Below are 15,108 nucleotides of genomic sequence, written 5' to 3'. Positions count from 1 at the left end.
AGTTAGCATCTAGTTGATGTTGAAATGCTAATTTTAGCACTTGCCTAGCATTCACTGCTATTTGTCCTTTGTCCAAAGTCGATGACTAATGACTAAAGATTGCCAAAGCCTTTTTTCTTTTTGTCTTTCTTTTTCTTTTTCGTGCCTGCTGCACCAGTATTGTAACCGCGCCATCCTGGGGCAGGTGGGCGATTGCCTGCGCCTCCTGCGAAGGCGTTGCTCATACCGCCACCGCCAAACATTCCTGGCATTCCAGGAAAGCCACCTTGACCCATTTGCTGCATGAGCGATCGCATTTTTTGGAAATCAGCCACGAGTTTGCTGACATCCGCTTCTTTATAACCAGAACCGGAAGCAATCCGCCGTCTGCGACTAGGAGAACTCGACAATAAATCAGGGTCTTGGCGTTCTTGGCGAGTCATGGAATTAATCATCGCTTCACAACGCTTAAGCTGGGTTTCTCCCTGCTTGAGTTGGTCATCTGACAGCTTGTTCATCCCTGGGATCATCTTCATGATGCCTCCCAGCGATCCCATATTCTTTAGCAAGCGCAACTGCTTAAGAAAGTCGGTAAAGTCAAATTTTGCTGACAGGATTTTTTCCTGCATTTGTTCGGCATCTGCTAGGTCAATCTCTTCTTGAGCTTTTTCTACCAGAGTCAAAACATCGCCCATTCCCAGAATCCGCGACGCCATGCGATCGGGGTAAAACGGTTGCAGTGCTTCGACTTTCTCACCCACGCCCACAAATTTAATTGGCGCTCCCGAAATTTTACGCACTGATAGCGCTGCACCACCACGGCTATCACCATCTAGCTTGGTGAGAATCGCCCCAGTAATTCCTATTTGCTCGTGAAATGTGCGGGTAAGATTGGCTGCTTCTTGACCTGTCATAGAGTCCACTACTAACAGGGTTTCGTGGGGTTGGACGGTTTCTTTGATGCTGGCTAATTCCGCCATCATGTCTTCGTCAATTTGCAGGCGACCAGCGGTATCTATAATTACTGTGTTGACGCCTTCTGCTCTGCCGCGCTCAACACCTTGTCGAGCAATCTCTACTGGGTCAGCATCGCTTCCCAGTTCAAATACTGGCACGTCAATTTGCTTACCTAATGTCACCAACTGATCAATAGCTGCTGGACGATACACGTCTGTTGCCACCAATAAGCAACTACGATCCAGTTTACGCAGATGCAAGGCTAACTTGGCGGTAGCCGTGGTCTTACCAGTACCCTGTAAACCAGCCATCAGCACAACAGTGGGTTGCTCCTCTGCTTGTGCTAGGGGGACATTCTCTTCCCCCATTACTTGCACCAGTTCATCATGAACGATTTTGATGAATTGTTGGTCAGGTCGCACGCCAGAGATTACTTCGGCTCCCTGTGCCTTGGTTTCAACTTCGGTAATAAAATCTTTGACTACCTGGAGATTGACATCTGCTTCCAACAAGGCGCGGCGCACTTCCCGCAAAGCGTCTTGAATGTTGGATTGAGAAATTTTGTCCTGTCCCCGTAGTTTCTTCCAGGCGGCTTCTAAACGGTCAGATAGTGCATCAAACATAATTCAGTTACAGGTAGTTAGCCAGTGAGAAAGTCTGAATCACAGATAAATGCGATTCAGAATTTCCGGTAGAGTTCAAACGTGCTATTTACCAGCTTAGTAGTTTTTACTCCGAGTGTAGCAACTGGATACTTATCTCTATTTATGTATGTACCGTCCTTTGCGTATCGATTTTAATTGCTGAGAGCTTTATCTCTACAATCTCATCGTTTGCATCATCGATGATGTTAAGTCATTTAGTCTTAGAACTATTATTGTCTCTGTTAGCCGCAAAATAGAAACCGAGAGCACTACCAATTAAAGTAACTTGAGAAGTCCAAATTAAAGTGATAAGTTCTTTACTGGCCTTTCCTTCTTCTTCATTTTTGACAACATAAATGAAGGCCGAATCACCCAATTTAACTACGTTTTTATCCTCATTTGGCTCTTTACTCTTTTCACCTGGCACTACGAAAGGAAGTAAAAGAGGAGCAGAAACGAAAGCTAAAACTAAAATTTGGGTTAGACATATACTTAGTAATAGTGCAAGAGAGAGAAAAGTACGAGTGCTTTCTCGCCAGCGTTCTCCATCGAAAACTTTAGTTTCGGGAGAACGATAATCACTTTGTCTGTCTTCAGTTTTTGTAACTGAATCTAAATCTGGCACATTGGTAGAACCACAGTCTGCACTCGTACCTGAATTTTCATTTAAATCACCTGGATTCGGAACCACAAAGTTTACCTAAATAAAAACCACTTGCTTGGTTGTACCATTTGGTTCTTGAATAAGGACTTTTGCTTCTTTGTTAACAGCTTCTCTTCTTAAAAAGTCCTCTGTTGCAATTGCTTTACGTAAGGCAGCTGTAGCTGTAATCCCTTGTTGATCAGCAAGTCGTTTAAGAACCGCAATGGTTTCTGGAGGAAGATTGACGGTTATCTTTTGAAGAGAAGATTTTTCTTTGTCTGTAGACATCATACGTTACTCCTAAATGCCTCATGGGAGAGCATTAGATCAAATTTTGTAGACATTCGGGATTGCTCCCTAGCTATATTATATCCAATACACCCATACAATATACATACTTTTACCATACTTTTATGCGGCAAAGCTTGAAAGAGCGAGATAGGATGCTAATTGATGGATCAAGGATTTACTATGAGTGTTCGCCAAGCCTGTAAAGCCTGTAATGACTTGCGAATAGTTGCACCTATCCACAAGCTGAGACTAAAAGCTATAAAGTACAGTGAAAGTAAGAACAGCTATTGTACAGCGAGAGCATACATCACATATCGCGATGATTAGCAACACTCTGATTGAACCCGCAGAAATCATTCACCTCTCAGGTATCAGTTGGCAAACTTATGAGAACTTACTCACTGAGCTTAATGCTAGTCGCCGTCTCCGACTTACTTACAATCGCGGTACTCTAGAAATCATGGTTCCCTCACCTGAATATGAAAGTTACAAAAAAATTCTGGGTCGATTTGTCGAAACCATAGCTGAAGAATTAGAAGTTAGAATTGAACCTCTTGGTTCTACTACTTTTAAACGTCCAGAACTTAGTGGAGCTGAACCAGATGAATGTTTTTACATTGAAAATATCAATGTAATAAGAGGCAAAAAAAGAATCAATTTGCAGCAAGATCCGCCACCTGATTTAGTAATATAAATTGATATTACTAGTAGTTCTAAGAATCGTTTTGAAGTTTATGCTGATATGGGTGTACCTGAAATCTGGCGATACGATGGCAGTTATTTTAGTATAAATATTTTACAGGATAAGAAATATATAGCTGTTGAGCAAAGTTTATCATTTCCAAATTTGCCTATTTCAGAAATCTCTAATTTTTCACAACAAGTGGGGCAAAAGGATTATTTAGATTTGGTGAGGGAATTTCGTAAATGGGTTAAAAGCCAAATTCAGTAAAATGAGTTATGCCAATTTTTTCAAATCCGGCACATAGAGTATCAAGTAGATGCTTGCTTGCGTCCAGCAAGTTATAAAAACAAGAAATCGGGTATCTGAAAAGTGTGATCGCGAAAAAACCCCCAAAAGGGGGCTTGTTAAGTTATTCGCGTGGAATGAACACTAAATAATTAGATACTTACAGTAGATACAGCAATCCGAACAGAATAATCCAAATCACGTCAACAAAGTGCCAATAAATTTCGGCAGCTTCGATACCAAAGTGTTTTTCGCTACTATAGTGACCCTTAACGCGCGATCGCCACAATACGGCAACAATCGCCAAAACGCCGATAGTAACGTGCAATCCGTGGAAGCCAGTCAAAACGTAAAATGCACTAGCAAACAAGTTAGTAGTCAGACCAAATTCTAAATGGGTATACTCATATACTTGTCCCACCAAGAAAATAGCACCCATCGCCGCAGTAATTGCCAACCAAGTTCGCATACCCCGCGTATCATTCTTTTTAATTGCAGTATCGGCATTGTGCATCACAAAACTGCTAGCAATCAGATTAACGGTGTTAACACCGGGTAGCAATAGTTCTAACTCTGGTGTACCTGCTGGAGGCCACACAGGTATAGTAGAACGGAAAGCCAGGTAGGCTCCGAACAACCCCATAAAAATCATCCCCTCCGCAATCAAGAAGACAATTAGCCCAAACAGGCGATGGTCTGGATGTTCTTCGTGATGAGCATCTACCGCTTCCGCTGCGTGGTGATGATTTAATTCAGTTTTAGCTGGGTCAATAGTTTGACTTTGCATGAATCTTAATGCCTAGAGGACAAGTCAGGAGTCAGGGTCAGGAGTTTTGAACTAACAACTTCATTAGACTCATAACTCCTAACCCATCAGTATTATTTGCGGTCTTCGGGATTTGCAGCAACCGCTGGGTCGGGTTCTGCTCTTAACACCGAGTTCGGGCCGCCAGACAGGACTGGATTGGGGTCAGACAAGGGTACACCTTCTTTAGCGTTTTCCAAGCCGTAGTCGTAAGGCCCTGTGGCTAATACTGGGAGTTTGTCGAAATTCTCGATCGCTGGTGGTGATGTAGTCATCCACTCTAAGGTTAGTGCTCTCCAGGGATTATTACTAGCTTTCTCTCCGTACAACCAACTCCAAATCGCATTGATAATGAAGGGAAATGTCGAAATTGCCAGTATATAAGCACCATAGGTGCAAATTTCGTTGAGAGACGTAAATTTGGGGTCATATTGGGCAACGCGGCGGTTCATACCCATCATTCCTAACTTGTGCATGGGTAAGAAGGCCATGTTTAGACCAACTATTGTCAAGGCAAAATGCACTTTACCCCAAAACTCGTTTAGCATTCGCCCCGTCATTTTCGGGAACCAGTGGTAGATCGCTGAATAAATGCCGAGAACACTACCACCAAAAAGGACGTAGTGCAAGTGTGCTACTACAAAATAGGTATCGTGAACGTGAATATCAAATGGTACCGCCGCCAACATCACGCCACTGATCCCGCCAATCACAAAAGTGCCAACAAAGCCCATTGCAAAGAGCATGGCACTGTTGAGCCGGATTTTTCCACCCCACATAGTTGCTAACCAGCTGAAAATTTTGATTCCGGTGGGAACGGCAATGATCATAGTGGTGATCATAAAAAACATCCGTAACCAACCGGGGATACCGCTGGTAAACATGTGGTGCGCCCAGACGATCAGCCCTAAAAAGCTGATAGCAAGAGAGGAGTAGGCGATCGCTTTATAGCCAAAAATGGGCTTGCGAGAATGTACTGGGATCACCTCAGAAATTGCCCCAAAAAAGGGCAAAATCATGATGTAAACTGCTGGGTGCGAATAAAACCAGAACATATGCTGGTAAACAACTGGATCGCCACCCCCAGTTGGGTTAAAAAATGTTGTTCCTGCCAATAAGTCAAAAGCCAGCAAAATTAAACCTGCTGCTAGTACTGGCGTAGATACCAGAGTCAGTGCCGAGGTAGCAAACATTGCCCAGCAGAACAAAGGCATCTGATGGACTCCCATACCTGGGATACGCATTCTGAGCAAAGTCACCAGGAAATTGATTGCCCCCAGAATCGATGATGTACCTAGGAGAAGGACGCTCATAATCCAAATTCCTTCACCTACTTGACCTGTTACCAGGCTTAAAGGAGGGTAGGAAGTCCAACCTGCATCGGGTGCATCGCCTACCACCAAACTAGCGATCAGCAATAAACCAGCAGGCGGAATCATCCAAAAGGCAACAGCATTGAGACGTGGGAATGCCATATCCTTTGCCCCAATCATCAAGGGGATCAAGAAGTTAGCAAAACCCGCACCAGCTGGCACAATCCACAAGAAAATCATGATTGTGGCGTGCAGCGTAAATAAGCTGTTGTAAACTTCCGGCGTCACAAAATCTACTTCTGGCGTTCGCAATTCTGTGCGAACTAAGTCAGCTAAAACACCACCAATACAGTAGAAAACGAACGTTGTTACCAGATATTGAATCCCAATTACCTTATGGTCGGTATTGAAACCAAAGTAGTCTTGCCATTTTCTAATCCCTGGCTCCTCATTAAGAGCAGGGATATTGGCAGTTTCTTGCAACTGAGCTTGTGTCATAGGAGTCCTTTGTCAGTTGTCAGTTGTCATTAGTTATTGGTCATTCACTAATGACCAATGACTAAACTAATGATGATGAGCAGGGTGAATTTGATTGATAATTTCTGGCTGAATTCCCATGTCCTTGGTGTAAGGAGCGAGAAATTCATTTGGGGATAAATTCGCCGGGTTAACGGCAACGGCTTGATTTAGCGTTTCTTTGCTAGCAACTAGCTGCTCTTGTACCCATTTGTCAAACGCTTCCTGCGTCTCAACTATTACTGATGCTCTCATTGCACCGTGGTAGGGGCCACAAAGTTCAGCACAGATTAGGGCATAATCGCCTGCTTTTTTGGGCGTAAAGCGAATCTCGCTCTGCCTACCGGGGATCGCATCTTGTTTCAAGCGGAACTCTGGAACCCAGAATGCATGGATGACATCGTTGGCTGTCATATTGATTTGCACCTCTTTCCCAATGGGAACGTGCATTTCACCTGTAGTTATGCCAGTTTCAGGATAGGTAAAAATCCAGGCGTATTGTAAACCAGTGACGTTGACCCGCAATTCTGGTGATTGTCCTGCTTTATCAGGACTGCCTCCAATGGTGGGAGCAACGCTGCCTACGCCAGGAGCATCACGCTTTTGGGGAATTTGGTCAGCATTGCGAATTGCTGCGGTAGCTGGGTCTTGCATCGCCTCATCAGATTTTTCTTGATTGAGGTTGGGTTCTATGCTAGGAGGCGTATCGTTCAAAGTTGCTGCAATTGCCGCCCCAGGCATTGTCATCGATTCCTGAGACATCGGGGCTTCATGGATAGCATGGGGATCAAAGCCACCGATCTCGTTGTATACATCAAAACTGTAAACAGAAATGCCGAGCACGATAATTGCTGGGATCGCCGTCCAGAGAATTTCTAGAGGCACATTCCCTTCAACTGGTGGGCCGTCTTCATTGTCACCTGCCCGCCGACGATATTTAAATGCGGAGTAAATCAAAATACCTTCGACGAGCAGAAATATACCTGTAGAAACGATCATCATCGTATTGAACAGACCATCTACTAAGACGGCTTCATCCGTTGCTGCTACTGGCAACAGACCATGATTTTGACCGTACCAAAGGCTGACTAGCGTTAGCACGATGCCAATGAGTAATGTCCAGATGGAACTTGGAATCTTCACGGCTTACTAATTGAATTTACTACGTTATCTTCAAGCTGCTCACTTACTAAGGTAGTCTAGGCTGCCAGACATGGGGACCGAAGGTCTGAAATTTTCATTAATTTTTTTGACTATTTTACTAATTTTGGGTACAAGGGGTTTATTGGATACTGCGGAACAGAGATAAAAATTCAGTGGAAAATTCAGAATATTAAAATAATTGCCATTAATCAATTTCTCACAACTTGAAAAATACCTAAAGCTTATAGCTAAAAGTAGCTAGAGTGATTCAAAGTATAAGTAAAAGCCAATTTATAAACCCTGGCCTATACGCTAGGGTAGAGATAGGGAGGACACTTGCTTGTGGAGAAAGGTCTGAGCGGAGGTTTCCTCCGTACAGAACTTTGGGGAGTTCCCCCCGCTTTTGCAAAGTGTCCGTTCGGTATTGAAAATTGAGAATTTTGAGAGAGCTACTACCAAGAGCGGGCAGAAGGTATCCTTCATGAGCGAATTTGTCCTACAACAACAAAATGAAGCGGCAGCTGAGCGGCAAAAGCCCAAGGAAGTGATTCGTCGCTTGGTGTGGAAAATATGCATAGCCACCTTAATTTTGATGGCAATAGGCAGTGCCACCCGCGTGATGAATGCTGGACTTGCTTGCCCAGACTGGCCCTTGTGCTACGGCGAACTAGTGCCAGCCAAGCAAATGAATCTCCAAGTGTTCTTGGAGTGGTTTCACAGGTTGGATGCAGCTTTGATTGGTGTAAGCGCGATCGCACTCTGTGGTTTATCCTGGTGGCATCGTCGTTTCTTACCCGTCTGGCTGCCTTGGGCATCAACGTTTGCCCTGTTTTTAATCGTCTTCCAAGGCATTTTAGGAGGACTCACCGTTACCGAACTGTTGCGGTTTGATATTGTTACCGCTCACTTAGGAATGGCACTGTTGTTTTTTACTACCCTGTTGATAATTGGCACGGCACTCACACCTTACCAGGGCACTGGAACTGCTGGTAAATTGCCTTGGGTAGGTTTAATAGCTACTGTTTTTGTCTACCTGCAAAGTCTACTAGGTGCTTTAGTAGGATCTCGCTGGGCAGTACACCAATGCTTTGGTGGTTCTCAACTTTGTACTGTGATGTACAGCCATATTGCTGGTTTGATGCCACCAACGGTGGTAATCTTGGCAATGGTATTTATCTGTTGGCGTACACCGGCACTACATCCAGCTTTACGGCGACTCGCAAACATGGCTGGTGGATTGTTGAGCTTACAAATCTTGTTGGGATTTGCTACTTTCCGATTACATCTGCAAGTCGAGCCTCTCACCGTCTCTCACCAAACTGTTGGAGCCTCGTTACTGGGCACTCTGGTGGTCTTCACAGTTCTAGCGCTGCGTGACTCAGTCAGTGCTGAGTACTGAGTGCTGAGTACTGAGTAGGAAATGGGGGAGATGAGGGAGTAGGGAGAGTAGGGGAGCAGGGGGAGAATAAATACTGACTCTCCACTTAGCACGGGCTAAACGCCCCGCTACCGCGCTTCAGAACTCAGCACTAATTAATGATGGAAGCTGCAACGGCGAGTATTGCGACCCACGCAGATGTGGAAAATCTATAGTTTTCGTTTGACTCAAAGAGCCAGCTTGAGCGGGGGCTGCATATAAGTTGTTGAAAAATAAGGACTAGAGCCAACATGATTGAGACTAATGTCTCTCGCCACCACGGAACCTTTCTACAAGTAATTCAAAGCTACTACCAGTTAACAAAGCCTCGGATTATCCCGTTGCTTTTGATTACTACTGCTGGGAGTATGTGGATTGCTGCTAAGGGAGAAGTAGACCCATTGTTGTTGCTAGTAACTCTGACTGGTGGCACTTTGGCTGCTGCAAGCGCCCAGACGATTAACTGTATCTATGACCGGGATATTGATTATGAAATGGAGCGAACGCGCCATCGTCCTCTGCCTTCCGGTAAGGTACAGCCACGTGATGCTCTAATTTTTGCGATCGCACTGGCTACGATTTCCTTCACACTACTAGCAGTGTTTGCCAACCTCTTAGCCGCCCTGCTAGCATTCTCTGGCATCGTCTTTTATATTTTGGTCTATACCCACTGGCTAAAACGCCACAGTACCCAGAATATCGTTGTCGGTGGAGCAGCTGGAGCAATTCCGGCATTAGTCGGATGGGCTGCTGTCACAGGCACTTTAAGCTGGTCAGCATGGTTAATTTTTGCGATTGTCTTTTTATGGACACCGCCCCACTTCTGGGCGCTAGCTTTGATGATCCGGGACGACTACGCAAAAGTTGGGATACCAATGCTACCAGTGGTTGTAGGCGATACGGCAACAGTACGGCAGATTTGGTATTACACCTTGGTCACGGTAGCTGCAACGCTGTTGTTAGTTTATCCCTTGGGGGCAAGTGGAATTCTCTATGCTGCGATCGCCCTAAGTCTGGGAGGATTATTTATCTACAAATCTTGGCAGTTGTTGCAGAATCCAGAGGATCGCACTGTCGCTAAAGAGTTGTTTCTCTATTCCATTTCCTACATGATGCTGTTGTGCCTAGGTATGGTAGTGGATAGTCTTCCTATTACTCATCATCTAATTAGTGCAGTGATTAATCAACTGCATTTTATTGGTTAGGAAATGTACAATTTTGTGATCGCGTTGCCAAATTTTGAGGGCGCGATCGCATTTCAAAAATTTAAATATCAAAATTTTTTATTAGACATATTGCAAAAAAAAATTTATGGTAATATTAAGGGCTGACTAAATCGAGGAAAAATTTACGCCTTCTGAAGTTCGTAGTTATAAATTCCAGCGAGCATTCGCTTTTCAGTTTTTGATTAAAAATTTTACTTACTGTTAAACAATAAAACCTTAAACCTTAATTAGATAAAAATCTCAGAATTTAGTTGCGATTATTATTTCTTCAGAGTAATAAGAAAGGTTAAATAAACTCATCTAATAATTTTTCAAATGAGAGTTGGTGTAGTAATCTGTTAATCGTTGACGTCCGAGTTAACACACTTCATTATCCAATTAAAATTGGAACAACTCTTCTGATGAAATTAACTCAAAAGCTAAGTATCGCTATTGCTGCGGTATCGATGAGTTTGGGTGTACTAGAAGCTGTTCCAGCAGGAGCAGTTACACTCAACTTTGACTGGACTGGTGATACTGGGTATTCAGCTAGAGGCACGTTTGCCTACGATGAAACTCAAGATTATGCAACTATTGATGAATCAAAACTTCAGTCGATTAAAGTTGATTTCTTTGAACCAAGTAAAAAATTATTAAATAGTTTTGCTCCGATTATCAATGGGAGTATTACTTATGATTTTTTGGACTTCAGCTACGATACTACTACTAAGTATTTATTTGGTTTTTTTGATGTAGGTCAGGATAAGGCCCAAAATACAGACTATTATCTGTTCGGAAATGTTGGTTCAAGCCTTAGTTTGAGAAATCCTACCAAGGGAACAATAGATCAAAATAATGGCTTGATTAATGTGACAAGTACAACCCCAGTTCCAGAACCGCTTACAACGGGTGGGACAGTAGTTGCTGGCGGTATTGGCTGGTTAATAAAGCGTAAGCAAGTTAATGCTCAAACCAAAGTTTAATCACTAGGCTGATTACAAACATAGCTGCCAATTAAGATCAACTATTTATATCTATCCTGAGCTAATCAAAAGTATCAACTTTTGATTAATTATCTGAGTTCAGAAAGAATAAGCCACAATTAAAAATTGTGGAATTGGTAGCAATTAAACGAATAATAAAGCTACAAGTAAAAATCTCGTCAAGGATAATAATGTGAAACGCCAGCTAACAAAATATTATAGGCTGTTAGTTTTTTTCGTTTGTACGATGTTTGTTGTCTTTTTTGGTCAGATAGTTATTGCTCAAAGTAACTACAATCTAGGCATTCAAGGAAAGCAGAACGTACAACTAATAGTCAGCAGTGATTTCGTCGTGACTATGAACGAAGCACAACCTGTTATCGCTAATGGCGCGATCGCTATTAAGGATGGCAAAATTGTTGCGGTGGATACACAAGACAAAATCATGGCATCTTACAGAGCTAACAGAACATTGCCAGGTAAAGATATGGTGCTGATGCCAGGTCTTATCAATGGTCACTCTCACTCGGCAATGGTTCTGTTTCGCGGTCTTGCAGATGACTTAGCGCTAGAAGATTGGCTGCAAAATTATATCTTTCCAGCAGAAGCAAAGTTCGTTGATGAAAATTTTGTCCGTGTTGGTGAGCAGCTTGCTTGCTGGGAGATGATACGCGGTGGTACAACGACGTTTGTTGATATGTATTTCAAATCAGATGTCGCTGCCAAAGTGGTTGATGAATGTGGCTTGCGGGCTATTATTACAGGGTCATCAATAGATTTTCCCAGTCCTGGTTTCAAAGGATGGGATGATGCATTTGCCGCATCAGTGGATTTTGTCAAACGCTGGAAGGATAAGAACCCGCGTATTACACCAGCCATTGCTCCACACGCTCCCTACACCGTTTCACCAGAGCATCTTGTCCAAGCTATTCGGGCTGCACGCCATTATGATGTGCCACTTACGATTCACCTAGCAGAGACACAAACCGAAGTTAAAGACATCCAGCAGCGTTATAACGCAACCCCGGTACAACACCTGGAAAATCTCGGCTTCCTAGACCCGCGAGTTTTTGCCGCGCACGTTGTCTGGCCTAACCCTAGTGAAATTGAACTTTTGGCGAAACGCGGTGTTGGTGTGATCCACAATCCTGACTCAAATTTGAAGTTGGCTTCTGGCTTTGCACCAGTTCCGGCGATGCTGAAAGCGGGAATTAAGGTCGGTTTGGGTACAGATGGAGCTGCATCGAACAATGTTCTTGATATGTGGAACGCAATCCGTCTGACTGCTCTCATCCATAAAGGCACAACCCTTGACCCCACTGCTGTCCCTGCTAAGATAGTTTTGCGTATGGCAACACTTGGCGGCGCAGAAGCACTTGGTCTATCAGATAAAATCGGCGCAATAAAGGTGGGACTTCAGGCAGACCTAATTCAAGTCCATCTCGAAGAACCTCATATGCTCCCGCTTTACGATGTCATTTCGCATTTGGTTTATGCAGCCGATGCTCAAGATGTTGATACAGTCATTGTTAATGGGCGAGTTCTAATGCATAAACGCGAGATGCTCACGGTTGACCCGGAACGTATTCGCCGTGAAGCTACTTCAATTGCCGAGAATATCAAAGCTGAGTTCCGACCTTCTAATTAAAAAGACAAATCTAAACTGCTCTGGGTTAAACTCAGGGCAGTGAAAATATTGTCTATAAAGAAAAGTTAGCTAGAGTCGAATAAATAGACTTACTCGGAAAATTATAAATAACTGTATTATTATGACTAACAATCTTCAAGTTGCATGGGGTTTATTAACAACTAAAACGTTGTTGCTATCCCGTTTATAAGCAGCCGCACTGAGGATTTTAATCTAAATTCTATTTCAATTTAACTATCTAGGTTGCTATCCCGTTTATAAGCAGCCGCACTGAGGATGCTGCCACACGCTATGAATGAATGAAAATGTCTTGAGACAACTGATGAACGGGTAAATTAATAATTGTCCTGATAGTTAAAACCAAACCCACAATAGTATCTTGAACCTGATTAGGAGTATAGTTGCAGGGCAAATATATGGTACTTAGTTCTATCATCTTCACAAAACTCAACTGTCCTCTTGGTTATTCTTGCTACGCATAAAAAATTTGTGAGAACATCTAGTTTTTGTCTCACAATTCATATCATCACTAACCTGAGTACAGGTTTAGTAATAGTTTTCTTACTATTTGAAGTAAAAAGTTTTATGGAGACGCGAAGTTCGCGTCTCTAAAACATATTTACAAATATTCACCTAAAGCTAAAGCAAATGAACAACTCAAAAGAATTTTGTTGCCGATTGAGTTTCAAAGATACTTTTCCAAAGTACTAGCTAGTGTAGTTTTAGGTACGGCGCCGACCACCATATCTACTTTTTGCCCCCCTTTAAAAATCATTAATGTGGGAATACTACGGATACCATACTGACTGGCAACTTGAGGATTCTCGTCAGTGTTGACTTTCACGACCTTTAGTTGACCTTCATACTGAGAAGAGATTTCATCGACAACAGGAGCTACCATCCGGCAAGGGCCGCACCAGGGGGCCCAAAAGTCAACTAATACGGGTACATCGCTGTCGAGTACTTCTTGCTTAAAAGTAGAGTCTGTAACTTGTGCGGCTGCTGACATGCCTAAAACCTTCGCCAATTATATCTGAGCTTCGTGAAAATTCTACCATAGCAAAAACAGTTGCTTGGGAGTAAAGGATATACATTTACAAAGAAGCTCTAGAATTTATTCATAAACATAAGGAACCGCCCGAACAGTAGTCCGGGCGGAGTGTGGTGTGAGGAGTGAACGGAAACATGCGTCTCCGCTATTTCTATTGTAGGCTAGATATGGGATTTTTCCAGTAATTGTTTAAGATGGCTGGAAAAATTTCTTAAAGAATTAAGAAGTGGGCATGGGGTATTGGGCATTGTCTGTTATTTTTTACTATTCCCTATTACCTATTCCCTCTATTTATTTACCCATGCCTAATTGTTGAGCTTTTTGGTAGACTTTACCTTCGGTTAACAGTGAAGGAGCAATTACAACTTCTACTTGCTGCATTTCTTTAATGTTTTTGGCTCCCAATGTTCCCATACTTGTCTTTAAGGCTCCGACAAGATTATGAGTGCCATCATCTAGTCCTGCTGGGCCGATGAGTATTTGCTCTAGGCTACCAGTTGTAGCAACACGAATGCGAGTACCACGGGGCAACACAGGGCTGGGAGTCGCCATACCCCAATGATAACCTCGTCCTGGGGCTTCGGCGGCTCTAGCAAAGGGGGAACCAATCATCACACCATCAGCACCACAAGCAATGCACTTACAAATGTCGCCACCAGTGATTAAACCGCCATCGGCAATGATGGGAATATAGTTACCAGTCTCCTTGTAGTAATCATCTCGTGCAGCGGCACAATCGGCGATCGCACTCGCCTGCGGTACACCCACACCCAACACGCCACGGGATGTACAAGCAGCGCCAGGGCCAATTCCCACTAGTACCCCTGCTGCTCCAGCTTTCAACAAATTCAAAGTAACTTCGTAAGTAACACAATTCCCCAACACTACGGGGATAGGCATCGAACGGCAAAATTCTGCCAAGTCAAGCGGTACTAATGACTCTGGCGATAGGTGTGCAGTCGAAACCACCGTAGCTTGCACAAAAAATAAATCAGCCCCAGCTTTTGCCACCACTTCACCATATTTGCTTGCGCCCGCTGGGGTAGTACTCACTGCTGCAATACCACCTTGTTGTTTAATTTCCTGAATCCGTTGTTCAATTAATTCCGGCTTGATTGGTTCGGCATAGAGTTCTTGCATCAGGGCAACAAATTCATCTTTCCCCACGGAGGCAATTCGATCTAAAATCGGCTCTGGATCAGCATAGCGAGTTTGGATGCCTTCTAAATTGAGGACTCCCAATGCTCCTAACTGTGACAAACGTACGGCCATACGAACATCTACTACGCCGTCCATTGCACTGGCAATTATCGGGATTTCTCGCTCAATACTGCCAATACGCCACTTAGTATCTGCCAAACTCGGATCTAGTGTTCTGTTACCGGGGACTAGAGCGATTTCATCTATTCCGTAGGCTCTGCGAGCTGTTTTTCCCCGCCCAAGTTGAATTTCCACGCTTTAATTTTTCTCAAATCTGTTTAAGCTAGGGTATCAAATTGTGGAGGGATTGGGGTAGTTTTTTCCACAAACTACAGAGAATGCA

General features: G+C 43.5%; 14 protein-coding genes. 6 read left to right on the top strand and 8 right to left on the bottom strand.

The window, feature by feature from the left end:
• Window positions 1-92: 92 nt before the first annotated feature.
• The 3 genes from ffh to HCR01_RS23475 all read right to left on the bottom strand — a co-directional run bounded on the left by ffh (window position 93) and on the right by HCR01_RS23475 (window position 2,514).
• Window positions 93-1,559, bottom strand: coding sequence for a signal recognition particle protein (gene ffh / locus HCR01_RS23485; RefSeq protein WP_193198509.1), 1,467 nt, complete (start codon window positions 1,557-1,559; stop codon window positions 93-95).
• 232 nt (window positions 1,560-1,791) lie between these two features.
• Window positions 1,792-2,271: a hypothetical protein gene (locus tag HCR01_RS23480; protein WP_193198508.1), complete on the bottom strand. Its 480-nt coding sequence runs from the start codon at window positions 2,269-2,271 to the stop codon at window positions 1,792-1,794.
• Window positions 2,272-2,280: 9 nt separating this feature from the next.
• Window positions 2,281-2,514 carry a hypothetical protein gene (locus HCR01_RS23475; RefSeq protein ID WP_193198507.1) on the bottom strand — a complete coding sequence of 78 codons (234 nt, stop codon included), beginning with the start codon at window positions 2,512-2,514 and terminating at the stop codon, window positions 2,281-2,283.
• Between the two features lie 319 nt (window positions 2,515-2,833).
• Between HCR01_RS23475 and HCR01_RS38990 the strand changes: the two genes are divergently transcribed.
• Window positions 2,834-3,208, top strand: coding sequence for a Uma2 family endonuclease (locus tag HCR01_RS38990; protein WP_226889572.1), 375 nt, complete (start codon window positions 2,834-2,836; stop codon window positions 3,206-3,208).
• A gap of 48 nt (window positions 3,209-3,256) precedes the next feature.
• Window positions 3,257-3,466 (top strand): hypothetical protein, encoded by a 210-nt coding sequence (locus HCR01_RS38985; protein ID WP_226889571.1) that lies wholly within the window; start codon window positions 3,257-3,259, stop codon window positions 3,464-3,466.
• 178 nt (window positions 3,467-3,644) lie between these two features.
• Here HCR01_RS38985 and HCR01_RS23465 read toward each other — a convergent pair whose 3' ends face one another.
• The 3 genes from HCR01_RS23465 to HCR01_RS23455 all read right to left on the bottom strand — a co-directional run bounded on the left by HCR01_RS23465 (window position 3,645) and on the right by HCR01_RS23455 (window position 7,261).
• A complete protein-coding gene (locus HCR01_RS23465) occupies window positions 3,645-4,271 on the bottom strand; it encodes a heme-copper oxidase subunit III (protein WP_191755793.1) in 627 nt (208 codons plus the stop codon).
• 92 nt (window positions 4,272-4,363) lie between these two features.
• Complete coding sequence (ctaD, locus tag HCR01_RS23460; RefSeq protein WP_193198506.1) at window positions 4,364-6,100, bottom strand: cytochrome c oxidase subunit I; 1,737 nt, start codon at window positions 6,098-6,100, stop codon at window positions 4,364-4,366.
• A gap of 66 nt (window positions 6,101-6,166) precedes the next feature.
• Window positions 6,167-7,261 (bottom strand): cytochrome c oxidase subunit II, encoded by a 1,095-nt coding sequence (locus HCR01_RS23455; protein WP_193198505.1) that lies wholly within the window; start codon window positions 7,259-7,261, stop codon window positions 6,167-6,169.
• A gap of 481 nt (window positions 7,262-7,742) precedes the next feature.
• On the opposite strand from HCR01_RS23455, the gene HCR01_RS23450 reads away from it, so the two are divergent.
• From HCR01_RS23450 to HCR01_RS23435, 4 genes are all read left to right on the top strand, one after another.
• Window positions 7,743-8,660 carry a COX15/CtaA family protein gene (locus HCR01_RS23450; protein WP_193198504.1) on the top strand — a complete coding sequence of 306 codons (918 nt, stop codon included), beginning with the start codon at window positions 7,743-7,745 and terminating at the stop codon, window positions 8,658-8,660.
• A 269-nt stretch (window positions 8,661-8,929) separates the two neighbouring features.
• The gene (locus HCR01_RS23445; protein WP_193198503.1) at window positions 8,930-9,883 is read left to right on the top strand and encodes a heme o synthase; all 954 of its coding nucleotides are present in this window, start codon (window positions 8,930-8,932) and stop codon (window positions 9,881-9,883) included.
• 422 nt (window positions 9,884-10,305) lie between these two features.
• Complete coding sequence (locus HCR01_RS23440; RefSeq protein ID WP_193198502.1) at window positions 10,306-10,866, top strand: PEP-CTERM sorting domain-containing protein; 561 nt, start codon at window positions 10,306-10,308, stop codon at window positions 10,864-10,866.
• Window positions 10,867-11,059: 193 nt separating this feature from the next.
• Entirely contained in the window at window positions 11,060-12,514 is a 1,455-nt protein-coding gene (locus HCR01_RS23435; protein WP_320073163.1) for an amidohydrolase, read from the top strand.
• A 685-nt stretch (window positions 12,515-13,199) separates the two neighbouring features.
• Here the strand turns inward: HCR01_RS23435 and trxA are convergent.
• The gene (gene trxA, locus HCR01_RS23430) at window positions 13,200-13,523 is read right to left on the bottom strand and encodes a thioredoxin (protein WP_162395912.1); all 324 of its coding nucleotides are present in this window, start codon (window positions 13,521-13,523) and stop codon (window positions 13,200-13,202) included.
• A gap of 333 nt (window positions 13,524-13,856) precedes the next feature.
• Window positions 13,857-15,020 (bottom strand): GuaB3 family IMP dehydrogenase-related protein, encoded by a 1,164-nt coding sequence (locus HCR01_RS23425; RefSeq protein WP_193198500.1) that lies wholly within the window; start codon window positions 15,018-15,020, stop codon window positions 13,857-13,859.
• Between the last annotated feature and the right edge of the window lie 88 nt (window positions 15,021-15,108).

This window comes from Nostoc sp. MG11 (assembly GCF_014904695.1).
Taxonomy (GTDB): domain Bacteria; phylum Cyanobacteriota; class Cyanobacteriia; order Cyanobacteriales; family Nostocaceae; genus Komarekiella.
Note: the sequence above shows the minus strand (reverse complement) of the source record. Positions and strands in the feature narration are given on the sequence as shown.

Coding starts and splice junctions, on each gene's coding strand:
- ffh (WP_193198509.1), bottom strand. CDS start 1,559: ATGTTTGATGCACTATCTGACCGTTTAGAAGCCGCCTGGAAGAAACTA.
- HCR01_RS23475 (WP_193198507.1), bottom strand. CDS start 2,514: ATGATGTCTACAGACAAAGAAAAATCTTCTCTTCAAAAGATAACCGTC.
- HCR01_RS38990 (WP_226889572.1), top strand. CDS start 2,834: ATGATTAGCAACACTCTGATTGAACCCGCAGAAATCATTCACCTCTCA.
- HCR01_RS38985 (WP_226889571.1), top strand. CDS start 3,257: ATGGGTGTACCTGAAATCTGGCGATACGATGGCAGTTATTTTAGTATA.
- HCR01_RS23465 (WP_191755793.1), bottom strand. CDS start 4,271: ATGCAAAGTCAAACTATTGACCCAGCTAAAACTGAATTAAATCATCAC.
- ctaD (WP_193198506.1), bottom strand. CDS start 6,100: ATGACACAAGCTCAGTTGCAAGAAACTGCCAATATCCCTGCTCTTAAT.
- HCR01_RS23450 (WP_193198504.1), top strand. CDS start 7,743: ATGAGCGAATTTGTCCTACAACAACAAAATGAAGCGGCAGCTGAGCGG.
- HCR01_RS23445 (WP_193198503.1), top strand. CDS start 8,930: ATGATTGAGACTAATGTCTCTCGCCACCACGGAACCTTTCTACAAGTA.
- HCR01_RS23440 (WP_193198502.1), top strand. CDS start 10,306: ATGAAATTAACTCAAAAGCTAAGTATCGCTATTGCTGCGGTATCGATG.
- trxA (WP_162395912.1), bottom strand. CDS start 13,523: ATGTCAGCAGCCGCACAAGTTACAGACTCTACTTTTAAGCAAGAAGTA.